This window comes from Nocardioides conyzicola (assembly GCF_039543825.1).
Lineage (GTDB): Bacteria > Actinomycetota > Actinomycetes > Propionibacteriales > Nocardioidaceae > Nocardioides > Nocardioides conyzicola.
The window spans coordinates 912,650-932,801 of record NZ_BAABKM010000002.1 but is presented as its reverse complement, the minus strand read 5'-3'; the positions used below and the strand labels follow the sequence as shown (position 1 = coordinate 932,801).

Below are 20,152 nucleotides of genomic sequence, written 5' to 3'. Positions count from 1 at the left end.
TCCCTGACGGAGTCAGGCACTGCTTAGCGGTCGCGAGCCAAGGGTGGATCTCTGCTTTGGTCTAGGAATCTGTGGGAGTGGGTTGCCCAAAGTGACCGGTAGGTAAGTGACGAGCCCGGCCAACGGATGCGTCGGCGGGCCAATCGGCAGCGACAAGTCGCACGGGGTGCGCGTGTTCGTGGCACTTCAGCCATCTCCTCGACGCTCACCGTGAGCGGATGACTTTGCACCAACAATGCTGCGCCCGGGTCGATTTAGTCGGGGTCCGGCTGGAAGTCGATACACAGCGGTCTGAGGTCTGTTAGTGGGCCGCGCGCGCTTCACGAGTTGCAGGTGCTACCGGTGCTGCATCTTGTTCTTCGACAAAGGGGAATTCGTGCGCGTGGCTTTCAACCCACTCTGGGGACGCAACGGTGAGCGTGGATTTGGCCGCAGACGACTGCGTTTCCCTCGGATGGAGCTTGATCACTCGGTCCTCGGAGCGGCTTGCGACAAGCATTCCGAAGAATAGGACAGCGCCGGTCCAGAGTGCCATAAATGTAAACCACACCGTATAACCGAGCTCAGACATGTCTTTCCACCCTTCTTGTGTTCCGGCCATTGCCGAGTTCACTTTCGAGGTTGCTCTAGATCGCCGTGCCGCAGTGAGAGGATCGAGCTCGGTTATTGGACGATCCGACACCCGTGACCTCTCGACGCTCAAGTAGCAGCTAGCCGTGGCGGCATGTGGAATTGGGTCCAGCGCTCGAACGGCCCCGCCCACAGCGCGCTGTCGCGAGGACGTTCCTGTCTCGACAGTGCCGATGCACGCTGCCGGGTTGGAGGCTTCCTTCCGCGCCCGTTGAAGTGGGGGCGAATAGGAGGGGGCCCCATCGGGTCCGCTGCAGCCGCTGGTTCCTTCAGCTAGCGGCGGACTCGAGGCACTCGCAGAGACTGGGGTCTTCCAGTCTGGCGCTGAGCGGCCCGTCCGTGCCATCAGCTTGCTTGCGATCTCGACGCGGACGGGCTAGCGCGCCCCCAATGTGGTGATTCGTTCCTATCGGCACGGCAGCAGGGGATTGCGGCTGCGAGGCCGTGTCTTTGGGACGTGATGATTCGCAGGTCCTGTGCTGCCGAGCCTCGCGCTGTTAGTTGGGCGGCACCCCTGGCGGTGCCGCCGTCCGTGCCGGGTTGAGTCCACGGTGTTGAGCAAAGTTCTGCGGAAGTCATTGACGCATGTGGCGTGCATCACCTACGTTCGCTGACAATTATCGATTAGCGGTTATCGAGGAGCACGACGTGGCAGTGTTGGAACCGGTGGTGAGGCGTAGCCCTCCCAGGGCGCGAGTCAGTGCGCAGCAGATGCTTGCGGTCGCCGCCGCCATCTCTTTGGCCGCCTTCTGCGGCCGCGATCTAGCAAGCAATCCGTTGCTGTTCGTGAGCACAGTGCTCAACGGAGTGAGCTCGGCGGCGCTCTACTTCATCGTCGCCAGCGGATTCACCCTCATCTTCGGGCTGCTGCGCGTCACCAACCTGGCCCACGGCAGCTTCTACCTCGCAGGCGGCTACATCGGCTATTCGATCCACGAGGCGATCGGAAGTTGGCTGCTGGCCCTTGCCGGCGCGGGCCTGGCCGTGGGCGCGATGGGGTTGGTCTTTCAGGTGCTCCTGCTGCGGCGCGTCGCCAGCGATCCCATCCGTGAGTCGCTCCTCACCATCGGCCTCACCGTCGTGGTCGCTGACGTGACCCTCTCGGTGTGGGGCGGCACAGCCCTCGACATCGGTGCGCCGTCAGTACTCGATTCCTCGATCCACGTCGGCACTCTGGTGTACTCCCAGTACAGGATCGCCCTAGTGGGGTTCGCGCTCCTGATCGGAGCCGGCCTGTACGTCCTGCTGCAGCGCACCCGACTCGGGATGACGATTCGTGCAGGTGTGGATGACCCCGCCATCCTCGCTACCACCGGAGTGAACGTCCCCTTTCTGCTCAGTCTCGTGTTCGGCCTAGGTGCCCTACTCGCTGGAGTTGCTGGAGTTGCTGGAGGTTCCTACCTATCGATTTCGCAGGGCGAGGATGCCCGTTACCTGCTGATCTCGCTGCTCGTCGTCATTGTGGGCGGCCTGGGAAGTGTTCCAGGTGCAGCAGCAGGAGCTCTGCTCGTCGGGCTCGTTGAGGCCTTCGCTCAGGTGCATCTTCCGACGTACTCGGTGCTCGTCACGTTTGCCGTGATGATCGTCGTGCTGGCCTTCCGTCCGCAGGGTCTGTTCGGCGGCGTCCAGTGAGCGCCGTCGACCGCAGAGCCAGCCTGATGGGCACGACCGATGCAGTGCGTCTCGCGGGATTGGGACGGCATCGGCTCGCGGCCGTGGCCGCGATCGCCGTTGTGGCGATCGCATTGGTCGCCGCGCCGTACGTCCTGACTCCCTACTTCTTCGTGCAGATCCTTATCCGATCGCTGTGGCTCGGCACCGTTGCGGTTAGCCTGACGTTCCTCATCCGGTACGCCGGCATGATCTCCTTGGCGCAAACGGGCATCTATGGCGTCGCCGCGTACGTCACCGCGAACCTGTCGGTCACCCGGGGCGTCAACCAGTGGGCTGCAGCTGGTGTGGGCATCTCTGTGGCGGTCGCGCTCGCGTTCGCTGTTGGCGCGTTGGCTGCACGTGCGCGAGCCGTCTACTTCTTGATGCTCACCTTGGCTGTCGGCGTCTTCATCTACTACTTCGCGCTCCAGTACCGCCCCTTCACGTACGGCTTCAGCGGCATCAACGGGGTCGCGCCCCCCTCCATCGGGTCGGTGTCCCTGTCAGACCCGCACAACTTTTACTGGTTCGCGCTGGGCACCGCGGTGGTCTGTCTCCTGGCGCTGTACGGGTTCGCTCACTCGCCGCTCGGCCTCGCACTTCAAGCAGACCGGGACTCACCCGACCGCGCACGTGCCCTCGGCATGAACCCCACCCTGGTCCGCGTCGTCGGATTCACGGTCGCGGGAGTCGTTGCCGCAATCGGCGGAGTCATCTCGGTCTGGTTCAACGGCCAGGTCTCACCCGGTTCGCTCGACATCACCCGGACGATCGACATTCTGATCATCGTCGTGCTCGGCGGCGTCGCGCGCCTCGAAGGGGCCTGGCTGGGAGCCCTCCTTCTCAGCATCATGACCGTCTACCTCAGTGACTACACGGACCACTACCTCACCGTGATCGGCCTCGTGTTCATGGGCGTCGTCCTGGTCTCGCCCAACGGCGTCCCCGGCCTCGTCGCCACCTCCATCTCGGGCCTTCGACGCCTGCGTGCCCCCGCGTCGACGCCAGTTTCCGCCTCACCAACGCAACAGGAGAACCACTGATGACCCGTTCACGCACCACGACCCGGGCAGCCTCTGCAACGCTGCTTCTTCTGTCCACCCTCGCCGTCGCTGCCTGTAGTAGCTCGTCAGACGGGTCCAGTTCGACCGGAGGCGGCATCGCTGGCTCAGCGCAGAAGGACAGCAAGGCCGCCGGTGACGGCGTCATCAAGATTGGGCTGCTCTCCACGCTCGACGGGCCTTACGCCGCCCTCGGCCAGGCCGCCAACATGGGGGCAAAGGTCGCGCTCGTCGACGCGGGAGCGACCCTGGATGGCACCGGTGACCGCAACGGCATCAAGGACCTTACGATCGGAGGGCAGAAGGTCGAGCTCGTCGTCGAGTCCTCCGACGCCACTCCGGACGCAGCGCTCGCGGCCACGCAGAGACTGGTCGAAAAGGACGACGTGGACGTGGTCGTCGGACCGCTTTCGGGCGACGAGGGTCTGGCCGTCAAGGACTACGCCAAGCAACACCTCGACACCACGTTCGTCAACGGCACCTCCGGTGCCCAGAACACGACACTGCGTGACCCGGCGCCGAACTTCTTCCGGTTCACTACCGACGGCGCTCAGTGGATGGCCGGCCTCGGTGACTACGCGTTCACGGACCTCGGATACAAGAAGGTCGTCACGCTCGGCGAGGACTATTCCTTTCCTTACGACCAGGTTGGCGGGTTCATGACCCAGTACTGTGCCGCCGGCGGGCAGGTCCCGGACAAGATCTGGGTTCCGCTGGGTACGAAGGACTTCTCTTCCTTCATCGCGACGATGCCGACGGACGTCGATGCGATCCTCGTGGCGCTCGGCGGAGCGGATGTTCTGAACTTCACTAAGCAGATCGACCAGTCTCCGCTGGCGGGCAAGCCGATCCTCGGCGGATCGATCGCGGTCGACGGCTCGGTCGTCAAGGGACTCGGCGAGCGGGCCGAAGGCATCGTTTCGGCCGGTCCGGTCGCTGAGCTCGACACCCCTGAGTACAAGGCCTATGCAGCCCAGCTCACGAAGCTGTTCCCCAACGCTGCGCCGCCCGGACTGTTCGACGTCGGCTACTACACCGAGATGAAGGCGACGCTCGATGCGCTCAACACGATCGGAGGCAAGCTCGAGGACGGGCACAAGGCCCTCAACGAGACGCTCTCCGGGATGCAGGTCGTGAGTCCGTCCGGGCCTGTCAAGCTCGACGAGAACCGTCAGGCCATCGCCAACAACTACATCTTCCAGGTCACCGACGGCGCGTCGAAGATGATCAAGACGATCCCCGACGTCAACCAGACCCTCGGTATGGACCGCGCCGAGTACGTCGACCAGCCGGCCAACGACCGCGATCACCCCAGCTGCCCGTGATGTCGACACCCGCACTCGAACTGCGCAGCGTTACCCGACGCTTCGGTGGCCTGGTCGCCGTCCACGACGTTGACCTGCGGCTCGAGGTGGGCACCAAGCGTGCCCTCCTCGGGCCCAACGGGGCAGGCAAGACCACGCTGGTCAACCTCATTTCCGGTGTGGTCCCGCCGAGTTCGGGCGAGATCGACGTCTTCGGCGTCGACGTCACCCGGGAGAGCGGCCGGCGCCGTGTTGGGCGAGGTCTTGCTCGCACCTACCAGGAATCGAAGCTGTTCGCCGGGCTGAATGTGCAGCAGAACCTCATGCTCGCGTTAGCCGGTGCTCACGGTGGTCGCTGGCGCCCGTTTCCTGGCGGTCGAGCAACGCGCGCTCGACGCGAACGCGCGAGAGAGCTCGCTCATCGTGTCGGGCTCGCCAACCAGTGCGGGATGCTCGCGGACGCGCTTTCACACGGCGGCAAGAGACAGTTGGAGCTGGCGATGGCACTCGCCTCGGAGCCCCGGCTGCTCATCCTTGACGAGCCGGCCGCGGGCCTATCACCTTCGGAGCGCGTCATGTTGACAGAATTGCTGGACGAACTTGACGAGGACCTCACTCTGCTGCTGATCGAGCACGACATGAACGTTGCGCTGGCGGTCGCAGATTCAGTCACGGTGATGGTCGACGGCACGGTCATGTTTAACGGCACTCCTGGCGAGGCGAGCGACAGCCAGCTTGTCCACGACATCTACCTCGGGAGTGCTCATGTCTGAGAATGCGCTCGAGATCCGTGGACTTCAGGGCTGGCGAGGGTCAGCCCACGTGCTTCAGGACCTGGACCTCGACCTGGCGAGTGGACGCCTTGGGATCGTCGGGCGCAACGGCATGGGCAAGACCACGTTGTGCGAGTCCATCACCGGTGTTCTGAGCGGTCGTGGCCGGGTTGACGGTTCCATTTCGGTCTTTGGTCGGCAGATCGCTCAGCTGCCGGCGTACCGGCGCTCCCGGTTGGGCGTGGCCTACGTGCCGCAGGGCCGGAGGTTGTTTTCATCGCTGAACGTCGAGGAGACGCTGCGGGTGGCAGAGCGTCGTGGTCCGTGGACGCAGGCGCGTGTCTTCAGTCTGTTTCCCCGATTGGCGGAGCGGAAGAAGACGAAGGGGACGTCCTTGTCAGGTGGCGAGCAGCAGATGCTCGCCATCGGTCGAGCGTTGTTGACGCAGCCCAAGTTGCTTGTCATGGATGAACCGTCGGAAGGTCTTGCGCCGATCGTCGTTGAGCAGGTTGTTGGGGCGTGCCAAACGTTGGCGGACGAGGGAATGAACCTTCTCGTTGTCGAGCAGAACCTGGCTGCTGCAACAGCAATCGCCGACAATCTCGTTGTGATCGCCAACGGTCGGGTGGTCGCCAAACTCACCTCTGCCCAGCTCCGCGATGACCCGGTGCTACAGCGTCGGTATCTCGGGATCGGCGTCGACGACGCCGAACATTTGGAATTGGGCAGCGCCCAGAGCCATCCGCGGTAGCGACAGCGGAACCGCCACAGCAGGTTCGCTTCCGAGAAGAGCACATACCAACTCGGGACTAGTGCGGTCGCCTTCTCGGTTCCACGAATCTAACGCCGGCTCCGAGCAGCAGCTACGGGGGTCGGAGCCGGCGTTACATCCTCTCGAGCCAGCAAGCCCCAGAACTGCTGGTGCGGGTGGCGGCGGTAAGGCGTGTCACGTATCCCTCATGTCTGCTAACGGACCGCGGCGGCAGTCATGGCAAGAGTGCAGCCTCCTGTTGCGTGAGCCAGCACGGCGACGCGCTCGTCGTTCGTGCCTGAGCGGTCCGGCGGAGTATGCGACACCAGTACGCCACAGCCTCGACAACCGCCGGCAATAAGTCGAAGCGCGCGCATAAGGCCGGTTCAGGCTGTCTTGCGGTCGATCCGCCCGCCTTCGTGCGTCGTGCCATCGACAGAGGAGCGCCGATGGCCGGACTCAGCCCGCGGCGGATTCTCCTGGGCGACCGGCCGCCGGGTCCGGGCGCGCCATCAGCCGAAATAACCGCGTTGTGTCTTGACGCACAGTGTGACGGCGATTACCTTCGATTATCGATAGAGCGCTGCTCCTGGTGCGGCCCGACGTGGAATTGAGTGAGACATGACGCAAATGATGCAGGCCCTGGTCGTTCGAGAGCCGAAGGTCCTTGACATCGCCGACCTGCCCGTCCCGGAGCCCCGTCGCAACGAGGTTCTTGCCCGCGTGCGCTCCGTCTCCATCTGCGGTACCGATGCACACCTCATCAATGGTGACTACCCGGGATTCTGGCCACTGGGCTTCCCCTTCACTCCCGGCCATGAGTGGGCGGGCGAGATCGTGGCCCTCGGCGAGGGCGCGGACACCTTCGGTTGGAATGTCGGAGACCGCGTGGCCGGCACTAGCCACAACGCTTGCGGCGCATGCCAGAAGTGTGTTGAGGGTCAGTACAACCTCTGCGAGAACTACGGCAAGCCGGGTCTCCACTCGCAGTACGGGCACAACGTCCAGGGCGTCAACGCCACCTACGCCGTTCACAATGTGAAGTGCATCTTCAAGCTGCCCGAAGGCATGAGCTTTGACGAGGGCGCACTCGCCGACCCGGCCAGCATTGCGCTGCACGTTGCCCGCCGCGGCAATATCAAAGCCGGCGACACGGTTGCTGTCATCGGTGCTGGCGCTGTGGGACTCCTCGCCGCCGACTCAGCACTGATTTGCGGCGCCGCACGGGTCATCGTTGTTGGCCGTGGGTACCGGCTCGACCGCGCCGCGACCCTCGGTTTCGAGACGGTCGACACGAACGCGGGGGATCCGGTCCAGGAAGTCAGGAATCTCACGGGCGGGCTTGGCGCCGACGTCGTCCTCGAGTGCGCTGGTACCCCTCTCACCGTCCAGTGGTCCATGGCCATGCTGCGACGCGGCGGGCGATGCGCAATGGTCGGGATCCCGACCGAGGATGTCGCCATCAAGTGCCAGCCGCTCGTTCTCGACGAGCTCGAACTTGTGGGATCCCGCGCATCAGCTGGCGAAATGCGACGTGTGCTGCCTTTTATGGCCAACGGCCGTATCCGCGCGAAGGAGCTGATCACCCACAACTTCGCGCTGTCGGAGTACGACAAAGCCCTCGCGACCTTCAACGACCGGGCCAGCGGCGCGATCAAGATCATCGTCAATCCGTGACCGAGGCCCATCCGTCTGAGCGTGCGAGAGGAGGTTTGTTCGATGCGCTACTACAGGCCCGAAACAACGGCTGATGCGATCATTGCGCTGTCCAGCGAACCGGACACCGCCAGGGTCATCGTGGGTGGGACTGACCTGCTGGTCGCCTACCGCCACGACAAGGTCGACCCGTCACTGTTGGTCGACATTAAGCGGGTCGCCGACCTCCCGGCGCCGATTGCCGTCGACGACGAGGGAATCACCTTTGGCCCGACCGCGACCATGACGATGGTCGCGACTGATCCGACCGTTCGCAAGTGGCTGCCTGGCCTGGCCGAAGCAGCCCTCCTCGTGGGCTCGGTGGCCATCCGCAACCGCGCAAGCCTCATCGCCAACTCAGCGAACGGGTCGCCGGCTGCCGACACCTCACCGCCGTTGGTGGCCATGGGAGCCTCGGTGACGATCGCCTCGACCGAGGGTGAGCGCACCGCCGACCTGAAGGACTTCTTCTTGGGTCCGCGGCGCACGTTGTGCCAGCCGGGCGAGCTGGTCACGTCACTGCGTGTTCCGCGCCCGCCACACGGTGCATCGTCGGCGTTCGAGCGCATGACGAGGCGGCGTGGGGTCGACCTTGCGACTTGCAGCATTGGCGTCGCCGTCGACGCGGACGGCCGGCTGACGGCCGGACTCGGCGCCGTCGGGCCCATCACGCTCGTGGGCGGGCCAACCGATCCCGTTGACGTTTCGTCACCAGACGAGTTGCAAAACGCGTTGGACCTTCTCCTGGCGCCTGCGACCCCCATCGGTGATGTACGCGCGGGCCAACCGTATCGGGCGGCCATGCTCCGCGTGCTGGCCAAACGTGCTGTCATCCGGGCAGCGCAGCGCCGAGGACTCGCTGAGCACGGCCGAGTAAGCGAAACGAGAGACTCATGACGACTTACGGAACGACCAACGTGGATCAGGCCGGGACAGAACTGGTCGACGTCAACTGCACGGTCAACGGACAGACCGCCCACTTCCGGGTCCCTGCGCACCGCACGCTCATGGACGCGCTGCGCTACGACTTAGGCTTGACCGGAACCAAGACCTGCTGCGCAGAGGGTGAATGCGGCGCCTGCACCATCCTCATCAACGAGCAGGCTGTCAACAGCTGCCTGATGCTTGCCGCGGAGGTGGAAGGCCTCGACCTGCTCACTGTTGAAGGTCTAGGCGCCGGTTCATCCTGTGGCATGAACGATCTGCAGGAGTCCTTCCTTGAAGCCGGCGCTGTGCAGTGCGGCTTCTGCATCCCTGGACAGGTGATGTCGGCCGAGTACCTACTTCGGACCAACCCGGAGCCATCGGTTGAGGACATCCGCGAAGGGATGTCTGGCAACCTCTGCCGCTGCGCCGGCTACCAACGGATCGTCGAGGCCGTACAGCGGACCGCCGCGAAGCGAGCCGCGCGATGAAGAATAACGCAGGGCACAGCGACGTGTCCCAGCGGACGATCGACGACGAGCGTCAGATGACAGGCGCACCACTGGATGCAGAGAGCGCGGTCTTGCTTGCCGAAAGCGCCAAGGCCACCGCAGCCGCCGACGGTCATCACGAGGCCGACGACAAGCAGGTCGGCGCCTCGATCCGCCGATATGGAGGCGCCGACCGAGTCACTGGCACCCAGCAGTTCGTCTCCGACCTCCGCTTTACCGATGCCGCCCAGGTCACATTGGTGACACTCCCAGTCGCCCGGGCGACCATCACAGGAATCGACACAGCTCGCGCGAGGGCGATGCCCGGGGTCCTCGCTGTGGTCAGTGCTGCCGATCTTCCCGAGCCGATGCCACGCTTCGGCGTCTCCCACCAGGACCGTCCTGTTCTCGCAGACGGCGAGGTCATCTACCACGGCGAGCCCGTCGTGGCCGTCGTGGCAGAGACGCTGGACCAGGCACAAGCGGCGGCCCGCGAAGTGACCGTCTCGTACGAGGAACGTCCTGGCGTCTTCACGCTCGACCAAGCGCTGGCGCCCGATGCACCACTGGTCAGGGATCCGTCTCATCGCCCCGAAGATGACGAGCACCGACACACCAACGTCCTCGAGACTGCCCTATACGAGTGGGGTGACGTCGTCCGAGCCGCTGATGAAGCAGACGTCATTGTGGAGAACACCTACACGTTCCCGATGGTCACGCACTTCCCGATCGAGCCGGGCGGCAGTGTTGTCGTACCTACCGACTCCGGCGGCGTTGACGTGTACTCGCCGGTACAGCACCCGTACCTGCTGCAACGCACCATTGCCAAGGTGCTCGGTATCGCCCTCGGACAGGTTCGCGTCGTGGCGCCCGACCCGGGCGGCGGCTTCGGTGGTAAGCAGAATCCCAAGCTGGAGCCGCTGATTGCGTTCCTTGCGCTGCGTCTTCGTCGGCCATGCCGTCTCGTCCTGTCCCTCGAGCAGACCTTCCAGATGATGCGCCGCGCCGCCTGTCGCGTCCATGCACGGACGGGATTCTCCGACGACGGTGAACTCGTGTTCCATCACCTCGAGTGCGACTACCTCATCGGCGCATACGCCGACGTCGCCCCGCGAGTGATGGCGAAGGGCAGCTATGTCGGCGCAGGCCCATACCGCATCCCGAACGTGCGCACGTCCTCTCGCGCGGTCATGTCGAACACGACGCCCAGCACCGCCTTCCGCGGCTTCGGCTGTCCCCAGGTCGCGTGGGCGACTGAGTCGCAGATCGATGCAGGCGCCCGAGCACTTGGACTCAACGGCCTGGACATCCGTCGCCGCAACCTGGTCCGCAAGGGGGAGGCCTTCTTCCGCGGGCCCTATGAGGCAACCGCGGATGGACACTGGCACCAGTCACTAGAGAAGGCCGCAGAGCTAATCGGCTGGGATGAACCCCTGCCCGCAAACCGCGGACGCGGGATCGCGGTCGCTATCAAGCCCGGCGCGACCTCTGGTCTGTCCCAGAGCCTTGTCCGGTTCCTGGCCGACGGCAGCGCAATCGCCTATGCCGGCACTTCGGACATGGGTCAAGGTGCCCGTACCCTCTGGCAGCAAATCGTGGCCGACGAGCTCGGGACCCCGTTGGAGCTGGTTCGGGTCGTCAGCGGAGATACCGGCATCGTCCCGTTCGATCTGCAGACCTCAGCAAGCCGGTCGACGGTCTTCATGGGCAACGCCGTTCTGGAAGCATGCCGTGACATCCGCCGCCGCGTCCTGGCGCTGTACTCAGAGGAGACCGGAGTCGACGAGGAGTCACTCTCCGAGGAGCCCGGCTTCCTCCGCACTCCTGACGGTCCGATGCCACTACTCGAGGCCTCTCGGGTTGCGCTCGGAGCGCTCGGCGGAGAGTTCGTCGGGCAGGGAACGTCACGAATGCGCGGCCGCAAGGGACACCCGCTGGGGGGTGATGCGGCGTTCTACGAATTCAACTGCACCGCCATCGAGGTTGAGGTCGACATGGAGACCGGGGAACTCCTCCTCCACAAGCACGTGTCGGTGAGCGATGTTGGCAGGGAACTCAACCCCACGCAGGTGATCTCGCAAGACGAAGGCGCCTCGATCATGGGCCTCGGGCACAGCCAGATGGAACAGCTTCTCATCGACGAGCACGGCGTGATTCGGAACCTAGGCGCCCTCGACTACCGGATCCCGACGTTCAAGGACGTTCCCCTCGACCTCCGCACCCACGGGATCGAAAACCATGACGGCCCAGGCCCCTACGGTTCGAAGGGCATCAGCGAAGGCGCCCTTCTCTGCACATCAGGGGCGCTGGGCGCCGCCGTCAACGAAGCAATCGGAACGGTCGTTCGCGACCTGCCACTAACACCTGAGCGGGTTTGGACGGCAATGCAGGAGGCCAAAGCCGCAGGCGCATAGCGGCTGACGGGTCAACCGACACCGTCCCCGATTTTCAGTAGTACGCCATCAGAGGTGAGCCCATCACCTCTACGAAGCATTCGCAAAATCAGAAACCCTGATCGGAGAACAAGATGGATCGCAACCCCGTTGTTTGCCTCGCCGGCACGCTGGACACCAAGGGTGCCGAGTACGCCTACGTCCGGGACTGCCTGATTGCCGCCGGAGTCGACGTCTTCGTCGTCGATTGCGGCGTCCTTGGGGTCCCCTTCTTCCGCCCCGACATCGACGCGGCCCAGGTCGCCGAGCGCGCCGGGATCAGCCTGGACGACTTCCAGTCCGGCGTCGAGGGCGCCGGAGGACGCGTGCTCGCGATCACGAAGATGAGCGAAGGGCTGCGCATCGTCCTTGACGAGCTCGTCGCACAGGACCGCATCGACGCCGTCATCGGACTTGGAGGAACCGGAGGCACTGACCTCCTTAGCGGTGCATTCAAGTACCTCGGCATGGGAGTCCCCAAGCTCATCGTCAGCACAATGGCGTCGAACAACACCCGCCCCTACGTCGGGTACTCGGACATGCTGATGGCGAACGCGGTCACGGACATCGCTGGACTCAACAGCATCTCCAAGCTGGTCCTTGGAAATGCCGCACACGCCGTCGCCGGGATGGCAAAGGGCCGCCAGCACACGCAGACGCAGGCCCAGGCGAGCAAGCCCCTTATCGCGATTTCGATGTTCGGGGTCACCACCCCCGGTGTCATGCGGGTTCGTAGCCGCCTCGAGGACGAAGGTTTCGAGGTCGTCACGTTCCACGCGGTCGGCGAGGGCGCCGGCATGGAGCACCTCATCGACCACGGCGCCATCGACGGTCTGATCGACTTCACGCTCGCCGAGCTCTTGAACCACTGGAACCACGGCATCTTCGATCCCGGCTGCGAGCGCATGGAAGCGGCCGTGCGGACGGGCATCCCGCAGGTGGTCGTGCCTGGTGCCATCGAGTGCTTCAACTTCGGCGCCGTCGACACGATCCCGCCGGAGTACAACGTCCCGGAGCGCAACGTCCTGATCCACAACCCGAACATCACGTCGCTCCTGGCCACGCCCGAGGAGCTGGCGAAACTGGGCGAGTACGTCGCGGACCACGTCAATCGTGCGCCGGGGGCCAGGGCGGTCGGCCTGCCCCTGAACGGGCTCGACAACTACTTCAAGCAGGGCAGCCAATGGCACGACGTTGACGTGACCGCCCTCTTCGACGCGATCCGCAAGCACCTGGACCCGTCCGTCGAGCTCCTCGAGATGCCGAACAACATCAACGACGAGGCGTTCGCCGACGCAATCTTCGATCTGTTCATGAAGCAGTGGGTTGCAGCACAGAACAAGCAGGCCGCGTCGGTCAGCTGACCTGACCTGCACGCCACCTGGCATCAGCCAGCTATTGAACGAGGAGTCGAGATCATCGAGAACGACGCAGTGCAGCTGCTGCTCCTGAGGCACGCTCACGTCGACGGCCACCGCGGTGACGTCGCCATCACCGACACCGGCCACAAGCAGGCTCACCGAGCGGGTCAGTGGATCCGCGACAACGGCCACGATGTCGCAGTTGTCCTTTACGGCGGCACGCGTCGAACCCGCGAGACCGCCGAGGCGGTCGTCGCCGGGCTGGACGCCCCCGAAGCACGACGGCCAGACGTCGCGGACTCGTTTGCGCTGCGGAACCCCGACCTTTACCTCGGAGGTGATCGCGTGTCCATGGTCAGTACCGCGGAGGCGTTCGCCGAGCAGACGGCCCACCTGGCCCCCGCCGATGTCGACGCTGCACCGTTCTTCAACGAATGGCTCCGCCATCCCGAACGAGTCGGGTTCTGGGTCGCGCACAAGACGCCGCCCGGCGACGACGCGGCATCGGTGCAACGACGCATCGCTGCCTTCGCCGCCAGCTTGAACGACGTGCCTGCGTGGCGGGGCCGCACCATCGTCGCCATCACTCATTCGCCAGTGCTGCGATCGGTCGGACTGGGACTGCGCGGCACCGATGGAGGCGAGCCGCCGTACGTCAACGGCTACGCCTTCACGGTCACGGCCGAGTCGCTACTGATCGACGAAGTCGCACCGGCGACTTCCTGAACCTCTCAAGGAGAAGTCATGCCAGCACCCGCCATCATCACCTGCGCCCCAACCGGGGCCATCCACACACCGTCGATGTCGCCCTACCTGCCCATCACACCGGCTGAGATCGCAGAGGCGGCGCTCGCCGCCGCCGACGCTGGCGCCGCGATCGTGCATCTCCACGTCCGTGACCCCCAAGACGGACACCCGGTCCAGGACACCGGCCTGTTCAAGGAACTCATCGCCGAGATCCAGAGCAAGTCCGATGTCGTCATCAATCTCACCACCGGCGGAAGCCCGCACATGAGCGTCGAGGAGCGCATCGGTCCCGCTGTCGACCTTGCCCCCGAACTCGCCTCATTGAACATGGGCACCATGAACATGGGCCTGTTCCCCATGCTCGACCGATTCCCGGATCTGAAGTTCGACTGGGAGCGCAAGCACCTGGGCAACAAGGATCTCGTCTTCAAGAACACCTTCGCGGACATCGAGCGGATCTTGAAGACCTGCGGTGACCAGGGGACGCGGTTCGAGTTCGAGTGCTACGACACCGCGCATCTCTACAACCTGGCGCACTTTCTCGACCGTGGCCTTGTCCAAGGGACACTCTTCATCCAGAGCGTGGTCGGCCTGCTCGGCGGTATCGGTGCTGACGTCGAGGATCTCCTCCATCTGCGTCGCACGGCAGTCCGGCTTTTCGGAGACCAGTTCGAGTGGTCCACCCTCGGCGCGGGGGCAGCCCAAATCCGTACCGGCTCCATCGCGCTCGCGCTGGGTGCCAACGCTAGGGTGGGATTGGAGGACTCTTTGTGGGACGGTCCTGGCAAGCTCGCCGAGTCCAGCCGCGTCCAGGTCGAGCGGATCACCGAAGCTGCCCGGGTCCTCTACCGCGAAGTAGCCACCCCGGCCGAAGCGCGGCGCCGGCTTCAGCTCCGTTCGGCACAGTAAGGGCCAGCCGCGATGGCAAGCGTGAGACGATCTCCGGAAACGTCAGTAGGTCTGAGGAGAAACGCAGTGACGAAAGAAGGCAGTCCCGCGGTCCCGTTTGGTGGGGAGCTGCTTTCGACGTCGGTGAAGAAGGTGCTCCTCGATCGGATCATGCACGGCCACTACAAGCCGGGAGAGCGCATCGTCGAGCTCCAGGTCGCCAAAGAGTTGGGCACGAGCCAGTCTCCGGTACGAGAGGCGCTCCGTGACCTGGCTGCGATCGGCATCGTGACCTTCCACTCTCGTCGCGGGGCGCGGGTGCGGCTACCCACCAGCAAGGAACTGGCCGACATCAGTCTCGTCCGGTCCGAGCTGGATGCGTTGGCAGCGACCATTGCCTCCCCGTTGATGGATGAGTCGATCCTTGCTGAGCTGCGTACCACGTTCGAGGAGATGCAAGCCCATCAGGCCGAGCGGAATTTCGTCGCCATGACACAGGCCGATGCGCGTTTTCATCGCATCATCGCGACCACCTCCGCCAACGAAGCCATTCAGCACGTTTTCGACCAACTCGAGCCGTTCGCGCGGACGTTCATTACCTTGACGCTGCCGCGAGTAGACATCGGGTCGATCATCGCCGAGCACCAGACCATTCTCGAGGCCCTGGAACGTCGTGATGCTGTCTCGGCAGCCGTCGCGGCACGGACGCATCAGCGCAACGTCAGCGCGTTGTTCGAGAACCACTTCCAAGCCGAACTTCTCCGAGACACCGGGGGCGGCGGCGCCGCCTGACCGCGCGTCATCCCTCTGCCGGAAGACGCTCACCGGCGCAAAGTGCCAGCCATCCAGCGTGACCGAAATGGTCACAGTCCACCTCTGGGTGCTCGGCACGGTCGGCATGTGCTGACGTCGACGGTGCTGGCTGCTGGCTGCCGGCTACGCCGCGTAGCAACGGTCCCGGGCGGCTCCCTATATGCCGGTCGCACGGGCGCCGAGCCGTCATCTGCGACGAACAGGCGCACCGAGCTGCCTCTCAACCGCGCTCGGAATGGTCTGCCGGCAGTAGCCGCCCATGACACATACACAGATCGAGAGACGTGATCGCTGTGCCTTCTACCAACCTTCCTAAAGACCTTCGCCGCGACGTACGCCTCGTCACTTCGCTCCTCGGAGACGCGTTAGTACGCAGCGAGGGGCCCGAGCTCTTGGACCTAGTCGAGACTGTCCGTACTCACGCTAAGAGCGCATCGCTGGCGACCGTAACAGGGCTCGATCTCGAGACCGCCGCGAAGCTCGCACGTGCCTTCACTGCCTACTTCCATCTCGCGAACGTCACCGAGCAGGTGCATCGGGGCCGGGCACTGCTCGAACAGCAGGAGAGAGACGGCACATGGCTCGAACGTGCTCTACGCCGGATGGATGCCACCGGCGTCGCCCAGCCAACGCTCGCGGCTGCCGCATCGCAGGTTACAGTGCGACCTGTCCTGACGGCGCACCCCACTGAAGTAGCCCGACGCTCTCGCCTTGAGAAGCTCAGCCGAGTCGCCGCACTCTTGGACGAACCTCACTCTCCCCGGCGGACACGACGTCTGGCAGAAACGATCGACCTTCTCTGGGCCACCGACGAGATCCGCCCGCGTCGCCCCGAGCCGCTCGACGAGGCACGAAATGGCATCTACTACCTGGAAGCGCTGACGGCCTCGGCGTTGCCGGACGTCATCGAGGACATGTGCGAGCAGCTCGAAGCGCGAGGGATCGAATTGCCGTTGCGGGCGACTCCGTTACGGTTCGGATCATGGATCGGCGGTGACCGAGACGGCAACCCGAACGTGACCCCGGCCGCCACGAGAGAGATCCTGGAGTCGCAAGCTTTCCACGGGATCCGACTCATCCGCCGAGCGCTCCAAGAGCTCCGAGCCGATCTGTCGGTCTCGGAGCGGCTCTCGGCGGTTTCACCCGAACTCAAGGCGACCCTGCGCTCATACCTCGCGAACCTCCCTGAAGTCGACCCTCGCTACCTGCGCCTGCACGCCGAAGAGCCCTACCGACTATTCGTCAGCTGCCTCGACGCTAGGCTCGAACTGACCCTCGAACGCATCAAGACTGGCGAAACCCACACGCCCGGACGCGACTACCACGACGCCCCAGAATTGATGGACGACCTGCTCCTGCTCCACAAGTCGGTCGCGAAGAACCAGGGACCACTCATGGCCGCCGGCGAGGTCGAACGACTCATCAGAATCGTCCAAGCAAGCGGGTTCACTCTAGCCACCGTTGACATCCGAGAGCACTCAGCAAAGCATCACCACGCCATCGGCCAGCTGTTCGACAGAACTGGGGAGCTCCCTCGTCCCTACGCCGAGCTCGGTCAGAAGGAGCGCCTTCGGCTCCTCTCAGACGAACTCGCCAAGCGTCGACCTCTCGCCCCATCGCGGGTCCAGCTCGACCCGGACGCGAACAGGACGTTGGAGACGTTCCGGGTCATCGACCGAACCCTTGACACTCTCGGTGACCGCGCCATCGAGAGCTACATCGTTTCCATGACCCACGACGCGGACGACATACTCGCCGCCGTGCTGCTCGCACGTGAAGCCGGTCTGGTGGACCTTGCCGCCGACGTCGCGCGGATCGGCTTCGTGCCGTTGCTGGAGACGATTGTCGAACTCGAGAACGTAAGCGAGATCTTGGACGCTCTCTTCCAAGACCCCTCGTACCGCAGCCTCCTTACTCTGCGCGGGAACGTGCAGGAGGTCATGCTCGGCTACTCAGACTCGAACAAGGCAGGTGGGATCGCCACGTCGCAGTGGCAGATTCAGCGCGCGCAGCGCCGGGCCCTCGAGGTTGCGGCACGGCATGGGCTTCGGGTCGTCTTCTTCCACGGACGCGGCGGGTCCGTGGGCCGAGGCGGGGGGCCTACCTACGATGCGATCACGGCCTTGCCGTGGGGAACGGTTGGCTCGGAGATCAAGATGACAGAGCAAGGCGAGGTCATCTCGGACAAGTACGCCTTGCCGGTCCTGTCTCGAGAGAACCTGGGGCTGATGGTTGCCGCCACCCTCGAGGCGAGCGTCCTGCTCGATCATGACCCCCGTTCCGCGGAGCAGGCAAAGACTTGGGACACCATCATGGATTCCATCTCGGTCAGTGCTGAAGGCCGATACCGCGACCTGATGGCACATGACGGGCTCTCCGCGTACTTCCTCGCATCAACCCCCGTCGATCTGCTGGGGGCGCTCCACATCGGCTCGCGACCGGCACGTAGACCCAATGCGGATGGTGGCCTGGACGACCTTCGTGCCATCCCCTGGGTCTTCGGCTGGACACAGTCCCGGCAGATCATTCCCGGTTGGTTCGGTGTCGGTACGGGCCTGGCCGCGGCTGGTGAGCGCGAGGCCGAACTACACATTATGTATGAACAGTGGCCCTTCTTCCGCACCTTCATCGACAACGTCGCGATGACCCTGGCCAAGACCGATCTAGCGATCGCGGAGCAGTACGTTCGCGCCCTCGTCGACGCGCCGTTGCAGCCCATCTTCGACGTGATCGCGCAGGAGTACAGGCTAACGGTCGACTGGATACTCAAGGTGACTGCGCAGGCGCAGCTACTTGAACGGGATCCGATTCTGCGCACCACCTTGGAGGTGCGCGAAAGGTACCTCGAACCGCTCCACTGGCTCCAGGTTCAACTGCTGACCCGCAGACGTAACGGGGAGACCGGTTCAGCGCTCGAACGCGCTCTCTTGCTGACGATCAGCGGTATCGCGGCCGGGATGCGGAACACTGGCTGAGGTGGTCCGGCACCTCCAGACATCGTCGCAGAAACCGCAGCAAACTCGCTGCCGATAGGCGCTGTGGTGGCGGTGCGCGTCGATCTCCTGAACTGGGGGTGCCTCTTTCGTGGTGTTGTAGGTCGCCCGATGGGGGAGCTGCATTGCAACCAGGCCGCCGGCGACGGCGAAGGCAGCAGCAACGAACAGTGCGACGACATAGCCGTGAGTTGCCGTGGCCGCAGATCCGGCCACCCCTGCGATCCCGAGCACCATTGCCGCAACGGATGTGCCGACAGCCAGACCGATCTGACGAATCACGCTAAGCACGGATGTCGGTCCAGTCAGGCCATCCGAAGGCAGTCCTTCGAAGGGGGCCGTCTGCAGAGGGACCACGGAGATACCGAAGAACACTCCAGCGATGAGGAGAAGCAGACCAGCCAACAGCCACGGCATGCTAACCGCCACCGCCGCAATGCACGCGGTTGTAGCGGCCGTACCGGCAAGCGACCAGCAAAGCGACGATCGCGCATGTCCTCGCTCTACGAGTTTGCCAGCCACCGGCGTCCCGATGACGCTGCCCAGAGCGTGGCATGCGATGAGCGCTCCGCTGGTTAGCGCGCCGACGCCGCGCAGATCCTGAAGGAGCAACGGAAGAACGAAGAGGGTCGCACCGAAGGATGCGGCAGCCAACGCCATCGCGCCGTTGCCCGCAGCGAATGAGCGCTCGCAGAAGAGCTGCACGTCAACGAGCGGCGCAGCACTGCGGCGCTCGATCGTCACGAAGCCGAACACGAGCACAGCACCGCCCACCAGGAGCAGCCAGCCGGTCCGTCCACGCCAGTCCTCTGAGAGCAGTGCGAGGCCGAGCACCAGCGCAACAACGGTCGCTGCGCCCGTCGCGAAGCCTCCCAGATCAAGCGGCGAGTTCTTCCGCTCCTGGCGAGCAGGGAGGACGAGGACGGCTACGACCAGGCAAACCAGACACACGGGTACGTTGATGAGAAAGACCCACCGCCACGACGCCACGGTGACCAGAAGGCCGCCGACCAAAGGCCCGACCGCGGGCGCCAACGCAGCCGGTGTCGAGAAGATCGCCGATGCACGGCCGCGTTCCGCAGCCGGAAACGCCTGGAAGAGCGTGGCCATGCTGACCGGAACGAGGAGACCTCCGCCAGCGCCCTGGAGTGCTCGAAAGCAGATCAACGCAGGCATGCTCCACGCGACGGCGCACATCGCGGAGCCCAGTGCAAACACCACGAGGGCTAGAACGAACGCCCACTTCTCGCCGAGGTGGTCGACGACCCAGCCGCTTGTCGTCATGATGATCGCAAGGGCTAGAACATAGGCAGTGATCGACCACTGCGCCGCTCCCGTCGTCGCGCCGAGGTCTCGTTGGATCGTCGGAAGGGCGACGTTGACGGCGGTGAGGTCGACGAGGTCGACGAATAGGGCGAGCGTAGCCAGGACGGCGACGGTGTACTTGCTGGTCTCATTGGTCGGCATGCAATCGCTCCCTTCACTCTGCGACCCGCCCGATCAGTTCGTTCTCACGGGGCCGCACATGGGGTGTCGGTGCTGAAACTGCCGCGAGCCAGCTCTGGAGTGTTGTGGTTCGCGTTGGCAGCGTTCAGCGCGCGACGGTCTCGGAGGTAACAGGGCACAACCTGTGCAC

At 64.5% G+C, this 20,152-nt stretch carries 15 protein-coding genes; 14 read left to right on the top strand and 1 reads right to left on the bottom strand.

Features of this window, described 5'->3' with window-relative positions; genetic code table 11:
• Window positions 1–1,278 precede the first annotated feature (1,278 nt).
• The 14 genes from ABEA34_RS07575 (at window position 1,279) to ppc (ending at window position 18,498) form a co-directional block, all read left to right on the top strand.
• On the top strand, window positions 1,279–2,262 hold the full coding sequence (locus tag ABEA34_RS07575) for a branched-chain amino acid ABC transporter permease (RefSeq protein WP_345520634.1): 984 nt from the start codon (window positions 1,279–1,281) through the stop codon (window positions 2,260–2,262).
• Window positions 2,259–3,326, top strand: a complete 1,068-nt coding sequence (locus ABEA34_RS07570; protein ID WP_345520633.1) for a branched-chain amino acid ABC transporter permease — start codon at window positions 2,259–2,261, stop codon at window positions 3,324–3,326. Before ABEA34_RS07575 ends, ABEA34_RS07570 begins: the two co-directional genes overlap by 4 nt.
• The gene (locus tag ABEA34_RS07565) at window positions 3,326–4,669 is read left to right on the top strand and encodes an ABC transporter substrate-binding protein (protein WP_345520632.1); all 1,344 of its coding nucleotides are present in this window, start codon (window positions 3,326–3,328) and stop codon (window positions 4,667–4,669) included. Before ABEA34_RS07570 ends, ABEA34_RS07565 begins: the two co-directional genes overlap by 1 nt.
• Window positions 4,669–5,421 (top strand): ABC transporter ATP-binding protein, encoded by a 753-nt coding sequence (locus ABEA34_RS07560; RefSeq protein ID WP_345520631.1) that lies wholly within the window; start codon window positions 4,669–4,671, stop codon window positions 5,419–5,421. The genes ABEA34_RS07565 and ABEA34_RS07560 overlap by 1 nt, the downstream gene beginning before the upstream one ends.
• 49 nt (window positions 5,422–5,470) lie before the next feature.
• Window positions 5,471–6,172, top strand: a complete 702-nt coding sequence (locus ABEA34_RS07555; protein ID WP_345520630.1) for an ABC transporter ATP-binding protein — start codon at window positions 5,471–5,473, stop codon at window positions 6,170–6,172.
• Between the two features lie 621 nt (window positions 6,173–6,793).
• On the top strand, window positions 6,794–7,849 hold the full coding sequence (locus ABEA34_RS07550) for a zinc-dependent alcohol dehydrogenase (protein ID WP_345520629.1): 1,056 nt from the start codon (window positions 6,794–6,796) through the stop codon (window positions 7,847–7,849).
• A 42-nt stretch (window positions 7,850–7,891) separates the two neighbouring features.
• On the top strand, window positions 7,892–8,764 hold the full coding sequence (locus ABEA34_RS07545) for an FAD binding domain-containing protein (protein ID WP_345520628.1): 873 nt from the start codon (window positions 7,892–7,894) through the stop codon (window positions 8,762–8,764).
• Window positions 8,761–9,282 (top strand): (2Fe-2S)-binding protein, encoded by a 522-nt coding sequence (locus ABEA34_RS07540; RefSeq protein ID WP_345520627.1) that lies wholly within the window; start codon window positions 8,761–8,763, stop codon window positions 9,280–9,282. The genes ABEA34_RS07545 and ABEA34_RS07540 overlap by 4 nt, the downstream gene beginning before the upstream one ends.
• Before the next feature lie 23 nt (window positions 9,283–9,305).
• Window positions 9,306–11,696, top strand: a complete 2,391-nt coding sequence (locus tag ABEA34_RS07535) for a xanthine dehydrogenase family protein molybdopterin-binding subunit (protein ID WP_345520626.1) — start codon at window positions 9,306–9,308, stop codon at window positions 11,694–11,696.
• A gap of 113 nt (window positions 11,697–11,809) precedes the next feature.
• Entirely contained in the window at window positions 11,810–13,078 is a 1,269-nt protein-coding gene (locus ABEA34_RS07530; protein ID WP_345520625.1) for a Tm-1-like ATP-binding domain-containing protein, read from the top strand.
• Between the two features lie 69 nt (window positions 13,079–13,147).
• Window positions 13,148–13,801 carry a histidine phosphatase family protein gene (locus ABEA34_RS07525; protein WP_345520624.1) on the top strand — a complete coding sequence of 218 codons (654 nt, stop codon included), beginning with the start codon at window positions 13,148–13,150 and terminating at the stop codon, window positions 13,799–13,801.
• An 18-nt stretch (window positions 13,802–13,819) separates the two neighbouring features.
• Window positions 13,820–14,731 carry a 3,5-dioxohexanoate:acetyl-CoA acetone transferase gene (gene kce / locus ABEA34_RS07520; RefSeq protein ID WP_345520623.1) on the top strand — a complete coding sequence of 304 codons (912 nt, stop codon included), beginning with the start codon at window positions 13,820–13,822 and terminating at the stop codon, window positions 14,729–14,731.
• A gap of 66 nt (window positions 14,732–14,797) precedes the next feature.
• Window positions 14,798–15,502: a GntR family transcriptional regulator gene (locus ABEA34_RS07515; protein WP_345520622.1), complete on the top strand. Its 705-nt coding sequence runs from the start codon at window positions 14,798–14,800 to the stop codon at window positions 15,500–15,502.
• A gap of 305 nt (window positions 15,503–15,807) precedes the next feature.
• Entirely contained in the window at window positions 15,808–18,498 is a 2,691-nt protein-coding gene (ppc, locus tag ABEA34_RS07510; RefSeq protein WP_345520621.1) for a phosphoenolpyruvate carboxylase, read from the top strand.
• On the opposite strand, the gene ABEA34_RS07505 is transcribed toward ppc, so the two are convergent.
• Window positions 18,430–19,983, bottom strand: a complete 1,554-nt coding sequence (locus ABEA34_RS07505; protein ID WP_345520620.1) for a DHA2 family efflux MFS transporter permease subunit — start codon at window positions 19,981–19,983, stop codon at window positions 18,430–18,432. The genes ppc and ABEA34_RS07505 overlap by 69 nt on opposite strands.
• Window positions 19,984–20,152 lie beyond the last annotated feature (169 nt).

Coding starts and splice junctions, on each gene's coding strand:
- ABEA34_RS07540 (WP_345520627.1), top strand. CDS start 8,761: ATGACGACTTACGGAACGACCAACGTGGATCAGGCCGGGACAGAACTG.
- ABEA34_RS07560 (WP_345520631.1), top strand. CDS start 4,669: ATGTCGACACCCGCACTCGAACTGCGCAGCGTTACCCGACGCTTCGGT.
- kce (WP_345520623.1), top strand. CDS start 13,820: ATGCCAGCACCCGCCATCATCACCTGCGCCCCAACCGGGGCCATCCAC.
- ABEA34_RS07565 (WP_345520632.1), top strand. CDS start 3,326: ATGACCCGTTCACGCACCACGACCCGGGCAGCCTCTGCAACGCTGCTT.
- ABEA34_RS07530 (WP_345520625.1), top strand. CDS start 11,810: ATGGATCGCAACCCCGTTGTTTGCCTCGCCGGCACGCTGGACACCAAG.
- ABEA34_RS07550 (WP_345520629.1), top strand. CDS start 6,794: ATGACGCAAATGATGCAGGCCCTGGTCGTTCGAGAGCCGAAGGTCCTT.
- ABEA34_RS07545 (WP_345520628.1), top strand. CDS start 7,892: ATGCGCTACTACAGGCCCGAAACAACGGCTGATGCGATCATTGCGCTG.
- ABEA34_RS07505 (WP_345520620.1), bottom strand. CDS start 19,983: ATGCCGACCAATGAGACCAGCAAGTACACCGTCGCCGTCCTGGCTACG.